At 66.5% G+C, this 19,366-nt stretch carries 15 protein-coding genes and 1 riboswitch; of the genes, 7 read left to right on the top strand and 8 right to left on the bottom strand.

Annotated features, from left to right (window positions below):
* Position 1 precedes the first annotated feature (1 nt).
* Positions 2 to 958 (top strand): alpha/beta hydrolase, encoded by a 957-nt coding sequence (locus Q9293_RS07065; protein WP_306251431.1) that lies wholly within the window; start codon positions 2 to 4, stop codon positions 956 to 958.
* Between the two features lie 14 nt (positions 959 to 972).
* Here the strand turns inward: Q9293_RS07065 and Q9293_RS07060 are convergent, their stop codons facing one another.
* The 3 genes from Q9293_RS07060 to Q9293_RS07050 are packed head-to-tail and all read right to left on the bottom strand — an operon-like array spanning position 973 to position 4,003.
* On the bottom strand, positions 973 to 1,725 hold the full coding sequence (locus Q9293_RS07060; RefSeq protein WP_306251430.1) for a LytTR family DNA-binding domain-containing protein: 753 nt from the start codon (positions 1,723 to 1,725) through the stop codon (positions 973 to 975).
* Entirely contained in the window at positions 1,718 to 2,827 is a 1,110-nt protein-coding gene (locus Q9293_RS07055; RefSeq protein ID WP_306251428.1) for a sensor histidine kinase, read from the bottom strand. The genes Q9293_RS07060 and Q9293_RS07055 overlap by 8 nt, the downstream gene beginning before the upstream one ends.
* On the bottom strand, positions 2,828 to 4,003 hold the full coding sequence (locus tag Q9293_RS07050) for an acyltransferase (RefSeq protein WP_306251426.1): 1,176 nt from the start codon (positions 4,001 to 4,003) through the stop codon (positions 2,828 to 2,830).
* A gap of 158 nt (positions 4,004 to 4,161) precedes the next feature.
* On the opposite strand from Q9293_RS07050, the gene Q9293_RS07045 reads away from it, so the two are divergent.
* Complete coding sequence (locus Q9293_RS07045; protein WP_306251424.1) at positions 4,162 to 4,614, top strand: cache domain-containing protein; 453 nt, start codon at positions 4,162 to 4,164, stop codon at positions 4,612 to 4,614.
* Position 4,615: 1 nt separating this feature from the next.
* On the opposite strand, the gene Q9293_RS07040 is transcribed toward Q9293_RS07045, so the two are convergent.
* The 3 genes from Q9293_RS07040 to ispH form a co-directional block, all read right to left on the bottom strand.
* Positions 4,616 to 5,440, bottom strand: a complete 825-nt coding sequence (locus Q9293_RS07040; protein WP_306251423.1) for an SDR family oxidoreductase — start codon at positions 5,438 to 5,440, stop codon at positions 4,616 to 4,618.
* A 74-nt stretch (positions 5,441 to 5,514) separates the two neighbouring features.
* A complete protein-coding gene (locus Q9293_RS07035) occupies positions 5,515 to 5,811 on the bottom strand; it encodes a hypothetical protein (protein WP_306251420.1) in 297 nt (98 codons plus the stop codon).
* Between the two features lie 39 nt (positions 5,812 to 5,850).
* Positions 5,851 to 7,572: a 4-hydroxy-3-methylbut-2-enyl diphosphate reductase gene (gene ispH, locus Q9293_RS07030; protein ID WP_306251418.1), complete on the bottom strand. Its 1,722-nt coding sequence runs from the start codon at positions 7,570 to 7,572 to the stop codon at positions 5,851 to 5,853.
* 142 nt (positions 7,573 to 7,714) lie between these two features.
* Here ispH and Q9293_RS07025 point away from each other — a divergent pair, with 142 nt between their 5' ends.
* The 3 genes from Q9293_RS07025 to ppc all read left to right on the top strand — a co-directional run bounded on the left by Q9293_RS07025 (position 7,715) and on the right by ppc (position 14,465).
* Positions 7,715 to 9,640 carry an ATP-binding protein gene (locus Q9293_RS07025; RefSeq protein ID WP_306251416.1) on the top strand — a complete coding sequence of 642 codons (1,926 nt, stop codon included), beginning with the start codon at positions 7,715 to 7,717 and terminating at the stop codon, positions 9,638 to 9,640.
* Between the two features lie 69 nt (positions 9,641 to 9,709).
* On the top strand, positions 9,710 to 11,623 hold the full coding sequence (locus Q9293_RS07020) for a methyl-accepting chemotaxis protein (protein WP_306251414.1): 1,914 nt from the start codon (positions 9,710 to 9,712) through the stop codon (positions 11,621 to 11,623).
* A 94-nt stretch (positions 11,624 to 11,717) separates the two neighbouring features.
* Positions 11,718 to 14,465: a phosphoenolpyruvate carboxylase gene (ppc, locus tag Q9293_RS07015; RefSeq protein WP_306251412.1), complete on the top strand. Its 2,748-nt coding sequence runs from the start codon at positions 11,718 to 11,720 to the stop codon at positions 14,463 to 14,465.
* A gap of 72 nt (positions 14,466 to 14,537) precedes the next feature.
* Here ppc and Q9293_RS07010 read toward each other — a convergent pair whose 3' ends face one another.
* The gene (locus Q9293_RS07010; RefSeq protein ID WP_306251410.1) at positions 14,538 to 16,769 is read right to left on the bottom strand and encodes a nitric-oxide reductase large subunit; all 2,232 of its coding nucleotides are present in this window, start codon (positions 16,767 to 16,769) and stop codon (positions 14,538 to 14,540) included.
* 199 nt (positions 16,770 to 16,968) lie between these two features.
* Here Q9293_RS07010 and Q9293_RS07005 point away from each other — a divergent pair, with 199 nt between their 5' ends.
* Complete coding sequence (locus Q9293_RS07005) at positions 16,969 to 17,409, top strand: ATP-binding protein (RefSeq protein ID WP_306251408.1); 441 nt, start codon at positions 16,969 to 16,971, stop codon at positions 17,407 to 17,409.
* 79 nt (positions 17,410 to 17,488) lie between these two features.
* Positions 17,489 to 18,031, top strand: coding sequence for a cation transporter (locus tag Q9293_RS07000; protein WP_306252427.1), 543 nt, complete (start codon positions 17,489 to 17,491; stop codon positions 18,029 to 18,031).
* A 6-nt stretch (positions 18,032 to 18,037) separates the two neighbouring features.
* Here the strand turns inward: Q9293_RS07000 and Q9293_RS06995 are convergent, their stop codons facing one another.
* The gene (locus tag Q9293_RS06995) at positions 18,038 to 19,315 is read right to left on the bottom strand and encodes a chloride channel protein (protein WP_306251406.1); all 1,278 of its coding nucleotides are present in this window, start codon (positions 19,313 to 19,315) and stop codon (positions 18,038 to 18,040) included.
* Positions 19,299 to 19,361: riboswitch (Fluoride riboswitch) on the bottom strand. (Overlaps the previous gene by 17 nt.)
* Between the last annotated feature and the right edge of the window lie 5 nt (positions 19,362 to 19,366).

Genomic DNA, 19,366 nt, shown 5'->3' with positions numbered 1-19,366 from the left:
CATGACCCGGCCGAATCCGAACGATCTGCGCATCCGGGCCCTGCGGGTGGGGTTCCAGGCCCTGCGGCTGCTCTCCCGCGATCTCGCTTGCCGCGGCGCGGAGCGCCTCTTTTCCACTCCACGGCGGCGGAGGGAAACCGACCAGGAGCGCACCCTGCTGCGCACAGGACGCACCTTCCACTTCCAGTCCAGGGGACTGCGGCTCCGCGGCCACCTCTGGGGTGAGGGCCCCGCGGTGCTCTGCCTCCATGGCTGGGAAGGCTGGGGCGCGCAATTCCACCCCTTCGTGGAACCCCTGACCCAGGCTGGGTTTTCGCTGCTGACCTTCGATCAGCCGGGCCACGGCGGCTCCCAGGGCCGTCGCAGCGGGCCCCTGGACTGGGCCCAGGCCTCCCTCGATCTCGTGGCCGAGGTCGGCCCCATCCATGGGGTGGTGGCCCACTCGCTGGGCGCCGCCGGCGTGGGAGTCGCCATGGACCGCGGCCTCCAGGTCCCCCGCGCCGTCTTCCTGGCGCCGCCGGCGCGGCCCGATCCCTTCTATCACGGCGTGCTGTCGCTGCTGGGGTTCCCGGAATCGGAGCACCCGGCTGCCTTCAAGGCCTACGCCCGTCGCGCCGGCCTGCCCCCGGAGCGGCTGCGCCTGCGCAGCCTGGCGCCCCGCCTCGCTCCACCCGTGCTGGTGATCCACGACAAGGGCGATCGCGAGGTGCCCTGGTCCGATGGCGAATCCATCGCACTGGCCGCGCCGCGGGGACGCCTGCTGAGCACGGAGGGACTGGGCCATCGCCGCCTCCTGCGGGATCCCGGCGTGATCGAGGCCACCCTCGCCTTCCTGAAACAGGGCGGGACTCTCAGGCCCCTGCCTTTCCATGGCGACGGCCCGCGCAGCCTGGAATGGCACCTCTTCCACCGGGAATGCCGGGGGGATTGTTCAGATCCCGAGCTGATCCAGGCCTGAAGCGTGCCTTCACCTCAGGCGCCGCCACCCCAGCGCTCCAGAAAGGCGGCCCGGTAGGTGCGGCTCAGTACACAGTGGCTGCCACCGCGGAGGACAAGGAGGCCATCGCCGTGATCCCAGGGTTCCAGACGCTGAACCGCTTCCAGCGCGACGAGGGTGCTGCGGTGCACGCGGGTGAATCGATGGGGCGGCAGCCGCGCTTCAAGATCTCTCAGGGCCCGACGCACTTCGAACACACCCTTTTCGGTGTGCACGAGCACCAGCTTGCCCTCGGCCTCCAGGCGGAGGATGGCTTTCAAAGGCAGGGCCTCCAGCCCACGTTCGCCCTCGACCAGCAGGCGCTCCAGGGGAAGATGCGCCACGCGGCTCAGCAGGCCCTTCAGTTCGTCAGGCTTCCTTGCGCCAAGCAACGAGGCGGCCCGATCCAGCGCACGGGCCAGCCGCTCCCCGTCGTAGGGCTTCAGCAGATAATCCACGGCCGAGGCCTCGAAGGCATTCAGGGCGTACTGATCGTAGGCGGTGGAGAAGATGATCTGCGGCAGGGGTGTTGGCAGGGCCTCCAGCACCTCGAAACCCGTCAACCCCGGCATCTGGATGTCAAGGATGAGCAGGTCCGGCTTGAGGCTCCGGGTTTTCGCCACTGCGTCTAGCCCATCGGCGGCCTCGCCGATCCAGGTGAATCGCGCATCCGAGGCGAGCATTCGCTTCAGTTTGGAGCGGGCCGGAGCCTCGTCGTCCACCACCAACACGCGAAACGGCTCAGCCATGGGCGGCCTCCACGGGCAGGCTCAGACCAACCCGAGCGCCGCCGCCAGGCGCCTCGCCCACGTCCAGCGTCCCCATGTCCCCATGCAGCAGGGCGAGGCTCCGCCGCAGGTTGTCGAGGCCGAGACCGCCAGCCTTGGCATCCAGAAACCCCACACCATCATCTGAAACGGAGAGCCGCGCCAGTCCGCCGTGCTGCTGGACTTCCACCCGCACACGCAGCACCCGCCCAGGGGTGCCCTCGTTGTGCTTGAGGGCGTTTTCGACCAGGCGCTGCAAGGCGAAGCGCGGTACCGGCAGGCGTCCCAGACCCGGCGCAATGGCCTGCTCCACCTGAAGCCGATCGCCGAAACGCGCCTCGGCGAAGGCCAGGTAGTGCTGGAGGTGCTCCAGCTCTCGGTCCAGGGGCCAGGTGGGGCCCTCGGCCTGAAGCCCATCCCGCAACATCTGTCCCAACGCAGTGATGAGGTGATCCGCCTTGGGCAGATCCTCATACATCAGGCTGCTCAGCGTGTTCAGCGCATTGAACAGGAAGTGGGGGTCGAGCTGCGCGGACAGGGCCTGCAGCCGGGCCTCACGCAGCTCCGCCTCCAGGCGCGCCGCCGCCAGGTCCCGTGCCTGGCGGGCGCGGCGGGCTTCCAGCAGATGGAAGAGCAGGGCCAAACCCGCGAAGCTGATGAGATCCTTGAACCCCTCCATGGGCACCCGGTAGGCCGTGCGCCCGTAGTCGTAGGGACCCCAGCCCGACCACCGGTAGACCCAGATCCTGAGCCCCCACATGCCCGCCACATGAAAGCCCCAGAACAGGAGGCAGCCCAGCGCATGAAAGCCGAGGAAACGCAGCCTTCCACCCTTGCGCCAGGGGGCGTTCTCGACCACGGCCATGATCAGAGGCAGCAGGGCCCAGACCACCAGGGAGGAACTGAGTTCCCAGACCAGGGGCTCCCAAATCCGCGTCGATAGCCCGGAGGCGCGAAGATCCAGCGCCACCGTCACCGCCCGCCACACCCCATTGGCCAAGAACAGGGCCAGCGCCAGTGCCGCCCAACGCAGGCGCAGCCGAGGCCAGCGCCAGGTGGTGGGTGTGGAGAGGTAGGTCTGCATTCAGTGGGCCTCGTCTGAAAGTATGGCGCCAAGCCGGGCATCCGGGCGGGTCTCCGCGGGATGGCTTGGCGGTTTCCGGGGCCCCATGCCCAGGCAGGGGCGCAGCCAGCCGATGCGTGCCACGGTTTCGCAGAGCCCCCAGGTGGCGAGGAAGGAGGCCAATGTGAGCAGGCCGAAAAAGGTCCAGGGCGGCAGATGGAAGCGCAGCATCCACCAGCACAGCACCACGATCACGCTCTGGTGGAAGATGTAGAAGGGATAGGCCAATGCCTGGGCGTGGTGCAGCAGGGGCGTAGAACGCGTGATGTGGGCATGACCGTACCCAAGAGCCGCGCACAACGAAGCCCAGATGGCGGTGTAGAACGTGAGGTAGCGCAGCGGTACCGGCAGCTTGTCTCCCAGGTACACGCCTGCCAGGGTGGCCAGGGCGAGGCCCAGATGCCAATGGCGCAGGGCCTTCACCCGCTCACCAAGACTGGGCAAGAGACCCATCAAATGCCCCGCGAGGAAAAGCCCGCCATAGAACGCGAGGTTCTTGGGATCCCGCACCAGGTCGTGGGTCTCGGGATGGTTGCGCAGCAGGAACCGCCCCAGCATGATCGGCACCGCCAGCCACCAAAGATTGGCCACACGGGCCAGGAACGCCTCGGTGCGCCCTAGGAGCCGGGCGCCGGAGGCGCTGCGGAACCAGCCGAAGAGCGGCAGTGCCAGCATGCAGAACACGAAGAGGTAGGCCACGAACCAGAGGTGGTGCCAGCTGAGGCTGCCCTTGGGATAGGGAACGCCCCGCAGCACCGAAGGCCAGAACGCAATGTAGCTGCCTGCGTACTGCCCCTTCCACACCCATTCCACCCAAACCTGCGGCGGCACGATCACCAGCATGCCGAAGACCAGGGGCAGCAGCAGCCGCTTCACCCGGTCCCAGGCGAAGGCGCCGACACTCCGCCGACGCAGGGCAAAGGCCGTGGCCATCCCGGCGATGAGCATCAGCAGGGGCATGCGCACCATGTGGAGGAGATCCATGGGGCCATTCAGCGCCGCCAGCAACTGCGGTGCCTTCACGTGCCAGGGATCGTTCACGTTGAACATCCGGGCCGAATGGTAGAGGTGCAGCAGCAGGATGCAGATGATGCGGAGGCCATCGAGGTCGGGCCTGCGGGCGGATGGATCGGACATGGAACCCCCTTCCCGGCCAAGCTATCGCGCGGATGGCTCGCTTCGGGTTGCGCCCGGCCTGAAACGGATCCGTGAGGGCCTGAGCCGGATGATCTCCCCGGGATTCGTGTCCTCCTCGTTGAGCCCCGCTAGGATGGAAGCTGCCCGAAGGAGCCCCGATGCCCCGCCCCTCAATCTGCGTTTCGATTCTGGCCTGCCTCGCCAGCAGCCTTCCGGCGCAGGGACAGCAGAATCAGGCGCAGGCCCTGGTCAAGGAGGCCGTCGGCTATGCGAAAACCCAGGGGAAGGAGGCCCTCCTGCGCGAGACCAACCAGGGCCAAGGGCGCTTCCATTCACGCGACGGCAAGGCACTGTACATCTTCGTCTATGACATGACCGGTGTCTGCAAGGCCATCGGCTATCAAAGCCAGCTGGTCGGCGTGAACCGCTGGGGCGTGAAGGATCCTGATGGGAAGTATTTCATCCAGGAATTGGTCCAGGTCGCCAAGACCAAGGGCAGCGGCTGGGTGGACTACAAATACCCCAACCCAACCACCGGCAAGATCGAAACCAAAACCTCGTACGTGGAGTATCTCGACGGCTGGATCGTGGGCTGCGGCGTCTACCGTTAGCTCAACCGAGGCCGTACACCCGCCACATCAGGGCCTCCCACCAGGCCGCGGGCAGAAGGGCCTTGAGCTTGCCCACCCAGTGGGCATCCCACCCAATCACCAGGCGGCGGGGCGGGTGCTTGGCGTTGAGAGCCTGCAGCATCTTGCGGGCGCAGGCCCCGGCATCCATGGCATACCGCTCGGCCTGGCCTTTGCGGTTCTCCAGGTAGCTGGCAATGACGCCTTCATAGGGCGTGCCCTGGGAGCGTTCCGGCAGGTCACCCCAAACCAGGGGCAGGCTGTCGCGGAAGGCCGTGCGGATGGCGCCGGGCTCCACCAGCACCACGGCCACCTCGCGACCCACCTCCAACCGCAGGGTCTCAGCGAGGGCCACCACCGCATGTTTGGAGGCGTTGTAGGCGCCTCCCAGCGGAATGGACAGACGTCCCAGCATCGAAGCCACCTGTAGGATTCGCGCCCCCCGCTCCCGCCGCAGCAGCGGCAGGAAGGCGTTGGTCACCTGATGGAGGCCGATGACGTTCGTTTCAAACTGCGCCCGGAGTTCCTCTGCACGAAGCAGCTCCAGGGGCCCCACCTGGCCGTAACCCGCGTTGTTCACCAGGGCGCGAAGACGCAGGTCTGCACAGGCCCCGGCCGCCCTGGTGATGCTGTCGGCATCGGTCACATCCAGGGCGAGGATGCGGAGGTCATCCCCCAGCGGCAGGTCCGCCAGGCTCTCCGCCTTCCGGGCTGTGGCCACCACGCCCCAGCCCGAAGCACGGCAGAGCGGCACCAGAGCCCGTCCAATACCCGTGGAGCATCCCGTGATCAGCACCCAGTTCCGCATGCCTCCATCCTTCCATAAACAAGCGGAGAGGACGCCAAGCGTCCTCTCCGCGGGTCAACCTGGCTGCGGAACGATTACTTCTTCTTGCCGCCCTTCGCGTCCTTCTTGTCGCCGCCCTTGCCTTCAACTTTGGTGGCGACCTGCTTGTAGGTGACGGTCACCTTGTCGCCGGCCTTGATGGCATCCTTCCCGGCGGTGCCGCCATCCGTATAGAAGCGCCACTCCTCCTTGCCCAAATCGAGGGTGAAACTATCGGTGGAGACTTCCTTCACAACGCCCGTTTTCTGGTAGCTGGCCGCGGCGGCAGCCCAGCCCAGGGCGGCGCCCAAAATGGCGGTAGTGGCAAGCACGGCGAGGGACTTCATGCGCATGGGACACTCCTCAGGAAAGGTGCGCCCAGGCTATCAGAATCAGACCAGCGCCAGCAGGCCCACGAGGTAAAAACTCAGATCCACGCTCAACTCGAAGCGAGTCCTGCCGGTGGTGAAGCGCTCGTGGTACAGCCAGAGGTAGATCACCGGGTAGGCGGCGCAGATGACCAGCACAAGGGCCACAGCCATGGGATGTCCATGGGTGCGATTGTCGAAGGTGAGCCAGAGGGTTCCGGCCAGCAGGGTGCCCAGAAGGCTCAGGAGCACGGCCTTGGTGGCGCGCTTCCCCAGCAGGATGGGCAGCGTCTCTTTGCCCACGATCTGATCGTTCTGCATGTCGTGGATCTCGTAGATCACCGTGCGCACAAAAGCCAACACGCCCACCAGGAAGATGGCCGCGAAAGCCCGCAGATCCCAGGCGCGTCCTTCCTGCCAGACCGGTGTGATGACCGCCACCGTGGCCAGGGCCAGGGCCACCACCACATCCTTCGAGCCGGGAATCCGGCGCAGGGCCCACTCCCGGCCACCCAGGCGGATGCGCTGCTTGTAGGCGGCGCCCACCAAGGAGGCGGCGGCGACGATGCTCAAAACTTTTCCGCCCAGGCTGGCGGCCAAACCGAAGGTCAGCGCCAGGGCCGCCAGGGCCGAGGCCAACAGCACCTTTCGGTTGCGCTCCAGGAAACGGGCTCGGGCCGGTCCCTTGGCGCCCAGGCCCAGCGGATCCAGGAAAGGACTGAGCAGGTACATGGCCAGCACATACGCGGCAGTGAGCAGGGGATAGCGCCAGCCCAGCGGCAGGCCCAGCCAGCGGTGGACCCCCAGGGTCATCAACCCCGCGCCCACGGCCATCAGCGAAGAGCTTCCAAACGCGCCCTGCAGGAAGCTGCGCCAGCGGCTGGGGCCGTCACCCAACTGCTCCAACACATCCACCACCTCGTCCACCAGCCAGGTGGGAGTCGAGGCGCCCGCCAGCACACCGACGGTCTCCCGGCCCGTGAAGGCGCTGAGATCCAATTCACAGGCGGTCTCCACGTACTGCACCGGTTTGCCGTAGTGATGGGCCAGTTCGGCCAGGTGTTTGGTGTTGCTGGAAGCCTTGCCGCCCACGACGATGACCGCATCCACCGTGCGGGCCAGTTCCTTGGCCTCATCCTGCCGCATCCAGGTGTCTTCGCAGATGGTGTTCTCGAACACCGCATCGCCGGCGCGACCGCGGATGTAATCGGTGATGGCGTGGTAATCCTTCACCGTGAAGGTGGTCTGGGCCACCACCAGCACCTTCTTCAACTGCTCGTCGGTGAGCGCTTCGGCCTCGGCCATGTTGGCCACAATGACCGAGCCGTGCTCTGCAAAGCTGCGGTGGGCCACGCTTTCCGCATGGCCATGGCTGCCGAGAATCACGGTGAAATAGCCCTTGGGGCTCCATTTCTTGATCTTGTGGTGCACCTTCGCCACTTCGGGGCACGTGGCATTCACGATGGTCAGCTCGCCCTTGGCCTGACGCTCCTTGAGGCCCCGCAAGTCCTGGATGGGAATGCCATGGGCCCGGATCACCACGGTGCCGTTCTGCACCTTGTCGGGGGCCTCGGCCACGGCCACGCCCCGCTTGCCGATGAGTTCCAGGGCCTGGGGGTTGTGGATGAGCGGCCCCAGCGTCTGCACCGGTCGGCCGTCATTGCGCACGGAGGCCTCCAGCACCGCGTCCATGGCGCGCTTCACGCCCCAGCAAAAACCCGCGGTCTTGGCGACGATGACCTTCATGGCAGCCCCTGAATCCTGACCAGGTTGGTCAGGATCTTCATCATAGCGCCGGGAATCCGGGGGCGCACCTGCACGAGCACCATTCAGGCGCCCTGGCGATCCTCAACAGCCCCTCGCGACCTGCCGAAGAAAAGGCGTTGCCATGAAGCCACTGCCCCTCCGCCGTCTCCTGCTCCGTGAAAGCCTACTGGTGGTGGGGCTGGGAGGCCTTGGATTGGCTGGCCTCGGCTGGTGGGGGGCCCGGGCCATCATGGTGGCCCAAGCCAAAATGAGGGCTGAGGCGGGGCTTCGGGAGGTGGAGCGTCGTGTACAGGCCAGTCTCCAAGAGGCCGTCCGCACTGGGGAAGCCCTGGCCCAGATGGGGCGAATGGGCCAACTGGCCCCCATGGACACCCTGGCAGGGGAGCAGCAGCTGCTCACGGAGCTGAGCAGTCGCCCCAGCCTCTCCAACCTCACCTTCGTGCTGCCCGATGGCCAAGCCTCCGCCGCCAACGCGCCCGAAGCCCAGTATCAAAACCACTGGCTCACCCGTGGCACCCACTTCGAGCGGGGCCTACCGCAACGCATGCTGCACCTCTGGGACAACCACTACCAGCGGGTTCAGTCGATGCCAGATCCCGCCGCGCCCCCGGACTGGCGCCTTCGCCCCTGGGTGATCCAGGGGCTGCGGGAAGGCCGCGGCAGCTGGACCCCCCCCTACCTCTTCCTCGGCAAGGTGGGTTTTGGACTGACCTACACCGTTCCCGTTTCCCGGGGGGACCGCCCCCTGGGTGTGCTGGGGGTGGACCTGGTGCTGGGCGACCTCCGTCCCTGGCTGAATGAGGCCAAGCCCACCGAAGGCACCCGCCTGGCCATTCTTGATGGTGACGGCCGTCTGCTGGTGCCACCCGAGCAGGAGCCGGATTCCAAGGATCCGGAGGCTTCGCGGATCTTGACGCCAGAACCCCTCGATACGGTCCGCCATCCCATCCCCACGGCCATCCACAACACGCCCACCGCCATCCGCCCAGGCCTCTGGCCCCAGATCAAAGTGGGCGCCGAAACCTTCCTGGTGCAGCGCCGGAGGGTTCATCTGGAGGGCGGCCTGGATTGGGAGCTCCTGATGGCCATTCCCGAGGGGGATCTGCTCAGGGAGCCGCGAAAGCTGGCCCTGGCCACCCTGGCCGCCTGCCTGGGTGCCCTGACCTTTCTGGCCTGGCGCATGGCCTGGAGCAGCCGCCAGATTGCGGCACCCCTCGAAGAACTGGCTGCCCAGGCCGGCTCTCTGGCGGAAGCCCACGCCATCACACCGCCGGAAACCCGCATCCTTGAGCTCCAGGAACTGGCTCGCAGCTTGAGGGCGGCCTCCATTGCCCTGGAGGAACAGGCCAACCTGGAGGGCCACCTTCGCCAGGCCCAGCGGCGGGAGATGATTGGGACCCTGGCGGCGGGAGTGGCCCACGACCTGGGCAACCTCATTTCCGCTGCGGGCGCGAATTTGGAATTGGCCCAGGACCAGGGCCTGCCGGAGGCTTCCCGGTTGCGCAGCTTGGGCATGGCCTCCACGGCCCTCCGGCGCAGCCGTGGGTTCCTGCGGGCCCTGCTGACCATTGGCAGGCCGGTGGAAGAAGAACCCGGTCCCATTGAGCTGGGTCAGCTGCTCCGGGAATCCGGCGCCCTGCTGGAGCCACTGCTGGGCGCCCTGGTCACCCTGAAGGTGCAGGCCCCTCAAGCGCCTGTGTGGATCCACGGGGATCGCCTCCAGCTCGAGCAGGTGCTCTTGAACCTGGCGGTGAATGGCCGGGACGCCATGCCCAAAGGCGGACTCCTCACCCTCGAGGCAGGCTTGGGGGCAGATCATCGCCCCTTCCTGGCCGTGTCCGATGCGGGTCAGGGCATTTCGCCCGAAGTGAAGCAGCAGCTGTTCACGCCCTTCTTCACCACCAAGTCGGCCGACCGGGGTTCCGGACTTGGCCTGGCCATGGTCCAGGGCATCGCCCGTGCCCACGGCGCCGAAATCGACGTGGAAAGCACGCTGGGCCAAGGCAGCCGGTTCATCCTCCACTTCCCCAGGCATCCTGCGTCCTGATGGCGGCATTGTTCATCTGGGGCAGCCCCTGGGCCGATGGAAGAGACGTTGATCCGGCCCGGAGACGCCATGGACATGACTGCACCTGCTGTCCGCCTGATGCACCGTCTGCGCTTCCGGGGCAAATTTCTGGTCGTGGGGCTGGTGGTATTCCTGGCCCTGGGCTGGAACACCGCCAGCATGGTGAAAGTGATCAGGGGGGACTTGGCCACGGCCCAGCTGGAACGTCAGGGCACCGACTATCTGGAGGCCCTGGGGGGAGTCTCCGAGGGGATCTCCCGGTTGCGCTCCGGGGTGGCGCCGGAAACGTTGAAGGCGGAGCTCACCACTGCCCTCGACCGGCTGGATCACGTGCATGCCCGCCTCGGAGGCCCTTTGAGCATGGATGCGGGCTGGTCGGGCCGGGCCGCCGCTTGGCGACAAGCAGGCTTCGCAACGGATTCCGCAGGGCTCGAAGCCCTCAGCGGTGATCTTTTCACCGCGGTTTCCAAAGTGGGTGACACCTCCGGATTGATCCTCGATCCCCAATTGGATAGTTACTACGTCATGGATCTGGCCCTGCTGAAACTGCTGCAGCAGGGGGACGCCCTGGCGCAATCCCAGGCATTGGCGGAAGGGTTCCTGGCCCGCCGCGCCGTGAAGCCGGAGGAGGCCACGCAATTGGCCATTCTCCTGAGCACCCTGCGGGCCAACCAATCGGGAATGGAGGACGACCTCAAGCCTGCCAAAGGGTTTAGCAATCCGGATTCCGCTCAGCGTCTTGGCCCCGCCTTCCGGGAAGCCACGGCGGCCACCCAGGCCTGCATCGCCTTCCTGGAGGGCCCTGTGATGCAGGGGTCCGGCCACGCCGATCAGGCGACCCTTCGACAGCACACGGGCTTGGCCATGGACGCCAACCGGAAACTCTTCCTGGCCGCAGTTCCGGCCCTGGAGCGTTTGCTGGAGGCCCGCATCCAGGAGAAGGAGCGCAGCCTGGCTCTGGCGCTGGGCGTGGCCGCAGGCGGGCTTCTCCTCTGCGCCTACCTGTTCACCGGGCTGCACCGCTCGGTGGGCGAAACCCTGCAGCAACTCATCCTCGCCCTTTCCAACAGTGACCTCAACACCAAGGTGGTTCTGGAAAGCCGGGATGAATTCGAGGCAGTGGCCCAATCCGCCGAAGGGGCCCTGGGCCGGTTCCGTGAGGCCTTCACCTCGGTGCTGGGATCTTCCCGCCAAGTGGCCTCAGGGGCCACTCAGCTTTCAATCTCAGCGGATCAGATGAGCGGGACCACCCGGATTCTGGCCGAAGGCGCCCAGGGCGCTCGACGCAGTGCGGGGGACATTCGCCAGACCGTGGCCCAGTTGGATGCTTCTGTCGAGGACGTGAACGGGCACCTGGACCAGACCAAACACCGGGTGGATGGCGCCATCCGGGCCGCGGACGCAGGTGAAGCCGCCAGCAGTTCCATCGCGCAGGCCATGGCGGAAATCCAATCTGCCACCGCCGAAGTGGTCAACGCCGTGCGGCTCATCCAGGACATCGCCCGCCAGACCAACCTCCTCTCCCTGAACGCCGCCATCGAAGCCGCCAAGGCAGGTGCCCAGGGCAAAGGCTTCGCCGTGGTGGCCGAAGAAGTGCGGAAGCTGGCCGAGCGTTCCGCGGCCGCGGCCCGGGACATCAGTGTGCTGATCGAGCGAAGCGACACCGCCGTGCAAGAGGGGCTTCGCACCACCGCCGCGTCCTTCGGGGCAGTGCGGGAGATCAAATCCGAGATCGGCGACATCTCGCGGCTGGTTCAAGACATCGCCAGCGCCACGGGCCGCCAAGCCCACCTGAGCGGCGAGGCATCCCAGCAGGCCGCCACCGTCGACACCCAGGCCGCCGACCACGCGGCACGATCCGCTGAATTGGCCCAGTCGGTGCAGGAAGTGTCCCGTCTCGCGGCAGAGCTTTCAGGTCTGGCAGAGGCCGTATCCCAGGCCGTCAATCAGTTCCGCGTGTAAAAACCTCGGCTGCATCTGCATCCGCCAACCAGCGGAATGCCATTAATCTGGCAGGATGGATCTTTCATTTCCCCGCCTCGCCCGGACGCCCGCCATGGTTGTTGCTGATGCTGACAAGGACCTTCCCCTCAAGGAGGACATCCGCCAACTGGGCCGGATGCTGGGTGACACCATCCGGGAACAGGAGGGTGATGACACCTTCCAACTCATTGAACAGGTGCGCCAGAGCGCGGTGCGATTCCGCCGGGGCATGGATTCCGCAGCCAGCGATGCCCTGAAGGAGATCCTCAAGGGCCTCAGCCCCGGACGGGCCATCCTCGTGGTGCGAGCCTTCAGCTACTTTTCCCAGCTGGCCAATCTGGCCGAGGATCAGCACCACATCCGCCGCTCCCGCACCCACCGCATGGCCCAGGAAGCGCCCCGCCCCAGTTCCCTGGGCCATGCGCTGGCCCAAGCCTCGGCGGCCGGTCTGGACGCCCAGGGGCTCCAGTCCTTTTTCGCCCGATCCCAGGTACGCCCCGTCCTGACAGCGCACCCTACAGAGGTGCAACGCAAAAGCATCCTCAACGCCCAGGTGGAGATTGCGCGGCTGCTGGATGAACGCGACCGCAGCGCGTCCACCCCCCGGGAGGCTGCCCTTCGTGACGAGCAGCTGCAGCGGCAGGTGCTGCTGCTGTGGCAGACGCGCATGCTGCGGCCCCAGCGGCCCGCAGTGACAGACGAGGTGTCGAACGCTCTCTCCTATTTCGAGCGCATCTTCCTGCACCAGCTCCCGGCCCTCTACGCGGATCTGGAGGACCGTCTGGCCCTGGATCCCGCCTGGGGCGACGCTGAGCTTCCGCCCTTCTTCCAGCTGGGCAGCTGGATCGGCGGCGACCGCGATGGCCATCCCTTCGTGACCGCCGAGGTGCTGCAGCAGACGCTGGATCTGCACAGCCGCACCATCCTGGATTTCCTGCTGCAGGAGATCCAAACCCTGGGCGAAGAGCTCTCGCTCAGCCTCCAGGTGTCGCGGGCCTCCCAGGAAGTGCTGGATCTGGCTGACCGCTCTGCGGATGCTTCACCCCAGCGCCGGGACGAAGCGTACCGGCGCGCCCTGATTCTCATACACCAGCGGCTCAGTGCCACGCGAAGGCGGGTTTCCCTCGGCGGCCCGACCGAGGATTCGGCCATTGAGCCCTATGCGGCTCCCGCCGAATTGAAGGCCGATCTGGATGTGCTGGATCAATCCCTGCGGCGCCACGGCGGTCGGCGCCTGGCCCGAGGGCGTCTGCGCGACGTGCGGCGCGCCGTCTCCATTTTCGGTTTCCACTTGGCCCCGGTGGATCTCCGCCAGGGCTCCGAAGTTCAAGGTCGCGTGGTGGCGGAACTGCTGGAAGCCCTGCGCCCAGGCACCGCCTACGCCAGCTTGCCCGAGGCCGCCAAGGTCGCGCTGCTCTCGGCTGAATTGGAAAGCCCACGCCCCCTCGCCTCGCCCTTTCTCACCTACGGCGAAGAAACCCAGCGGGAGCTGACCCTCTTCCGCACTGCGGCAGTCAACCACAAACGCCTTGGCATCGAGGCCCTGCCCAGCTGCATCATCAGCCACACAGAGGATGTTTCCGACCTGCTGGAGGCGGCCGTGCTGCTCCGCGAGGCGGGCATCCTGCGCCCCGCCGAGAACCGGCTCGACCTCAACCTCATCCCCCTGTTCGAGACCATCGAGGATCTGCAGCGTTCCGGCGACATCATGGACGGCCTGCTGTCCCTGCCCCTCTACCGCCGCCTGCTGCAAAGCCGCGGTGACATCCAGGAAGTGATGCTGGGGTACTCGGACAGCAACAAGGATGGTGGCTTCCTTACCTCCCGCTGGGAGCTCTACAAGGCCGAGGGGCGGCTGCTCGACGTGGCTCGGCGCCATGGCGTTCATCTGCGTCTTTTCCACGGGCGTGGTGGCTCTGTGGGTCGCGGTGGCGGCCCCAGCTATGAAGCCATCCTCGCCCAGCCTCCGGGCGCCGTGGACGGCCAGATCCGACTCACGGAACAAGGCGAAGTCATCGCCGCCAAGTACGGGCACCCCGCCGTGGCACGACGCAACCTCGAGGTGCTGGTGGCCGCCACCCTGGAGGCCAGCCTGCCGGTGGCACAAGATCCCGGCGCCGATCCCCGCTTCACCAAGACCATGGATGCGCTGTCCGCCAAGGCCTGCGAGGCCTACCGCGACCTGATTTACGGCGCCCCGGATTTCGAGCGGTACTTCTGGGAATCCACCCCCATCGCCGAAATCGCCCAGCTCAACATCGGCTCCCGGCCCGCCAGCCGGAAGGGCGGCCGCTCCATCACGGATCTGCGCGCCATTCCCTGGGTGTTCAGCTGGAGCCAGTGCCGCCTCATGTTGCCGGGCTGGTATGGGTTCGGCGCCGCCGTGCGCGCTTTCCAAGCGGAACACGGCGCCACCGGGCTGGCCTTGCTACAGGACATGCACGCCACCTGGCCCTATTTCCGCAGCCTGCTGTCCAACATGGACATGGTGCTGGCCAAGGTGGATCTGGCCATCGCCTCCCGCTACGCCGATCTGGTGGGCGACCGGAACCTGCGCGACCGCATCTTCACCCGCATCCAGGAAGAATGCGAAGCCTCCATCACGGCCCTGAAAGCCATCACCGGCCAACGGGAATTCCTGGAGAGCAACCCCTACCTGATGCGCTCCATCCAGCACCGCTTCCCCTACCTGGACCCGCTGAATCACCTGCAGGTCGAGCTGCTGCGCCGCTACCGCGCCGGTGACACCGACGACCGCACCGAGCGCGGCATCCTCCTCTCCATCAATGGCATTGCGGCCGGCTTGCGCAACAGCGGCTGAACCCCTGGAAACACGCAGACAGGCGAAGGCCCCCGCCGGATGGCGAGGGCCTTCACTCATTCAGGGCCGACTTCAGTCGTTGACCACGGCGCAGACCACCGCACCATCTGCGGTTTCCCGCGTGGAATCAGTTTCCTCCACCGTCCTCCACCCCCAGGCACCCACGACAGCCTTGAACGTGAAGAGGATCACCGCCAAGGCGCCGAGGCCGAAGAGCACATCGCCCGGCATGCGCAGCCAGGTGAAGGTGCGCATGAGGGGGCTCTGCACCACCTCAGCGCCGCGGGCGTACCAGGTGCCGTGCTCGAGGCTCTGGGCGATCTGATAGAAACCGCTTGGGATCAGCGAGAACACCAGCATGAGCACCAGACCCAGGTTCAGTCCCCAGAAGCCGACCTTCAGCCACTTCTCGTCCCAGGCCTTGTCCGGCGTCATGCCGCGCAGGGCGAAGAGCATGAGCGAGATGGCGAGGAAGCCGTAGACGCCGAAGAGGGCCGCGTGGCTGTGAATGGGCGTGGTGTTGAGGCCCTGGCCGAAGTAGAGCACCGAGGGCGGGTTGATCAGCATGCCGAAGACACCGGCGCCGATGAGGTTCCAGAAGCAGACGGCGGCGAAGAACTTGAAGGGCCACTCATAACCACTGCCGATGGCCTTGCCGGCTTTTAGACTCTGGGCGATCTCGAAGCCCACGATGGTGAGGGGCACGATCTCCAGCGCACTGAACACGGAACCCAGGGCCGAGATGGAGGCCGGCGAGCCCGTGTAGTAGAGGTGGTGGAAGGTGCCGATGACGCCGCTGCCCAGGAAGAGCCCCATGGAGGTGCTCACGGCACGCAGGGCGGTGCTCTCGCGCAGCAGGCCCATGCGGGTGGAGAGCAGCGCAATGGCCACCGTGGCGAAGACCTCGAAGAAGCCCTCCACCCAGAGGTGGACCACCCACCAGCGCCAGTATTCGGCGAGGGCGACATGGGTCTCGCGGGTGTACATGAAGCCCGCGGAATAGAAGAGCGGGATGGCGATGGCCGACAGCACGAAGAGCTTGAGCAGGCCCAGGCGGCCCTTCTCGCCCTTCAGAGCGGGGATCAGCACCCGCAGCACCAGCACCAGCCAAATGAGCATGCCGGCCGTCAGCAAGATCTGCCAAAGGCGGCCCAGCTCCACGTATTCATAGCCCTGGTGGCCCAGCATGAAGGAGCCCGACAGCTTGCCCACGATGGCTTGGTGCGCTCCGGCGAGGGCGCCGACCACCACCACCACCAGGGCAGCCAGCAGGCCCGCCACGCCCAGCCATTGGCCCTTGGGCTCCTTGGCGCTGAGCTTGGGGCCCAGATAGAGGCCCGTGGCCAGCCAGCACGTGGCGATCCAGAAGACGGCCAGCTGCAGGTGCCATGTGCGCGATGCCGCGTAGGGCAGGATGTGCGAAAGGTCGATGCCGTAGAGGCCATTGCCCTCGACGGCATCGTGGGCCGTGAGCACGCCCATGCCGATCTGCACGAGGAACAACGCCATGGCCACGGCGAAGTAGAGGGCCGACCAACGCTGGCTGGGCGTGGCGGGAGCGGCCGGAATGGCCTGGGGCGCGGGGAAGTCCTCGGCGGGCTGGCTGGCGTGGTGCCAGATCATCAGGCCCACGCCCAGGATCAGCAAAATGATGGAAAGGATGCTCCACAGATGGCTGATGGGCGTGATCGTGTTGCCCACCAGGGATTCCTGGGGCCAGTTCTGGGTGTAGCTGTGATCCATGCCGGGACGGCGGGCCGCGGCGGTCCAAGCCGTCCACAGCCAGAAGTCGGCCACGCGTTCGCCTTCCTGCATCGTGGGAATCCAGTGGGCTGGAATGGCGGCGCCCCTGTCGCCCTCCACGGCGATTTTCGCCAGTTCGGCGCGGGTCTTCAGATAGGCCGCTGCCTGGGCCGAACTTAGAGTCAACGTGCCGCTGGATGATTCATACCTATTGTCCTGAAATACAGATATGGTTTTGGCCTGGGCATCGGCGGAGGATCCGCCCTCAGCCCGGGCGCCTTCCAACGTGTGGGAGGCCCACTGGTGCAGCGCCTTGGCCGTCCAGTCCGGTGCCAGATAGGCCCCATGGCCCCAGATGGAGCCGATGTGCTGGCCGCCGTGACCCAGGTAGCTGACCTGGCCCTCGAGGATCTGGCCCGGTCCCACCAGGAGGGTTCCATCCTCCGTCACCACCCGTTGCGGAATCGGCGGCGCGTTCTGGGCGATCTGCCGCCCGCCCAGTCCCAGCACGCCAAAGCCCGCCAGGAGCACCAGCAACACCAGCCACCATCTTGCCTTCATGGGAACCTCCATCGGGGCGCATCTGCTCGCCGAAAAGCAGTGTTTCACAAAATTCCATATTTAAGACCAACTATTCTTAATTGTGATCCAAGGCACGCCGCCACTCACCCCTGCCCTGGCAAAACCACTGGCCTGGGAGGCAGGATTCCAAGTACCTTGAGCGTGGTTCTCCTGATCTCTTGAAAGGGATTCTTCTTCCATGGCCCATCCCGCCCTATTGCCCGTCGTCCTCACGTGCAACACGGATCTCCGCTTCATCGACCTGATTCAGGTCGTGGGCGCGGAGTTCCTCAAGCACCTCAGCTTCACCCAGGAAGACGGCGAGCGGCTGTGGCTGGCCATCCAGGAAGGCATCGCCAACGCCATGCGGCACGGCAACAAGCTGCAGAAGGACAAGTCCGTCAAGGTGACCTTCACGCCCAGGGTGGACCGTTTCGAGATCCGCATCGAGGATCGCGGCCCCGGCGTGGACCTGGAGGCCCTGCCTGATCCCAACCTGCCCGAGAACCTGCTCAAGCCCGGCGGCCGCGGCGTCTTCTTCATGCGTCAGGTGATGGATGAAGTCACCATGGAGCGCACGCCTACCGGATCGACCCTGGTGCTGGTGAAGGCCCGCAAGGTGAGGGAAGCCCATTCCTGACCGGGAGCGGTGGCGCAGACGGGCCCTCTGGCTCGCGGGGCTGACCATCGCCTACAACCTGGTGGAAGGCCTGGTGTCCATGGCCTTTGGGTGGGCCGATGATTCCCTCGCCCTCTTCGGCTTCGGCGCCGACAGTTTCATCGAAGTGGCTTCGGCCCTGCTGGTGCTCTGGAAGCTGCTGGATCACGGCAACCTCGAGCGGGAACGCCAAGCCACCCGGCGCATCGGCTGGCTGTTCGCGGCCCTCGCCCTCGGGATCGCCGGAGGCGCGATACTCCAGCTCACCGCCCACCGCCACCCGCCGACCACCCTGCCGGGCCTGATCATCTCAGCGCTGTCGCTGTCCTTCATGTTCGCCCTCTGGCGGGCCAAGCTCCAGACGGCGAAAGTGCTGGACAGTGCAGCCTTGGAGGCCGATGCCGCCTGCAGCCGGGCCTGCATCCAACTCTCTGGCGTGCTCTTCGCGGGCAGCCTTCTGTTTCTGCTGGTGCCCTCGCTCTGGTGGGTGGATGGCGCCGCCGCCCTGGCCCTGGCCCTGCTCATCGGCTGGGAGGGGCGCAGCATGATCCGCGCCGCCAATCGCCAGGACTTCACCGGCGGCTGCGGCTGCAGCCACGGCTGAACCAACTCAATCCGCCAAATCCTTGCGGGTCTGCACCCGATGCGCGCCGTAGATGCCCCGATGTCCTACCAGGATGTAGGCCGGGAAGCAGATGAGGGCCAAGGGGCCGAGGAAGGCCGCTCCGAAGAGTTCCGCACCCAGCAGCAGCGAGGCGATGGGCGTGTTGCTGGCCGTGGCGAACACTGCCGCGAAACCCAGGGCGCCGAGGTAGGGCACGGGCACGCCCAACAGAGGCGCGCAGGCCGCCCCCAGCAGGGCGCCGATGGCGAAGAGAGGCGTCACCTCACCGCCCTTGAAGCCAAAACCCAGGGCCACCACCGTGAACAGGAACTTGGCCCCGAAGGCCCAGGATGGCACCGGCGCCGCGCCCTGGAGTACCGCCGGAAACCAGACGGTGCCCAGGTTGAGGAAATCCGTGCGGCGGAACAGCCAGACCAGGCCAATCATGGCCAGACCACCCAGGAAGGGACGCCACAACGGGGAAGCCACGCGCGCGCGCACCCAACCCCCCAGTGCCTGCATCGCTTCCGAAAAGCCCCCCGCCACCAGGGCCACCGGCAGGGCGAACAGCAGCAGCTTCAGCCCCAACGCGGCACTCCAGGGCTGGGCCGCCACCAGGAACCGCGCGTGCGGCGCGCCGAGGCCTCGGCAGACCCAGTCGCCCACGAAGGAAGCTGCCGTGCAGACGAGCAGGCCCTCGTAGTGCAGTTTGCCGATGGCGATGACCTCCATGCCGAAGATGGCGCCAGCCACCGGCGTTCCGAACAGCGAACCGAAACCGCCAGACACGCCCGCCATGAGCAGCAGCCGCTGCCGCGATTCGGTCAGCCGGAACCAGGAACCCAGCTTGGTGCCCTGCAGTTTTCCGAGGCTGCGGGCCAGGCTGGCGCCCATTTGCACCGCCGTGCCTTCCCGGCCCACAGAAGCCCCACCCAGATGCGACAGCAGCGTGCCCGCAAGCACCAACGGCGCCATGCGCGAGGGCACGCGACCTTGGAAATCGATCACCTCATCGAAGACCAGGCGGTTGCCGCCCTCGGAGGCAGCGCCAAATCGCTGATAGAGCCAGGCTGATAACACACCGAATAGAGGTAGCAGCCACAGCAGCCAGAGGTGCTGTTCCCGCAAGTGGATCACCCGCTCCAGCAGCCACATGAAACCCGCCGAGGCAAGCCCTGCCAACAGACCCACGAGAGAACCCGCCACCCCATCCCACAGGACGAATCCAGCCCGCTTCACCGTATCCATGCCCACGCCCTCCCGGAAGAAAACCGTAGGCGCCATCAGCTCGAGGAGCGGTTATGGGGCGGACACCATCGCCAGAATGCTTAGATC

This window comes from Geothrix sp. PMB-07 (genome assembly GCF_030758935.1).
In the GTDB taxonomy this organism is placed as follows: Bacteria; Acidobacteriota; Holophagae; order Holophagales; family Holophagaceae; genus Geothrix.
Note: the sequence above shows the minus strand (reverse complement) of the source record. Positions and strands in the feature narration are given on the sequence as shown.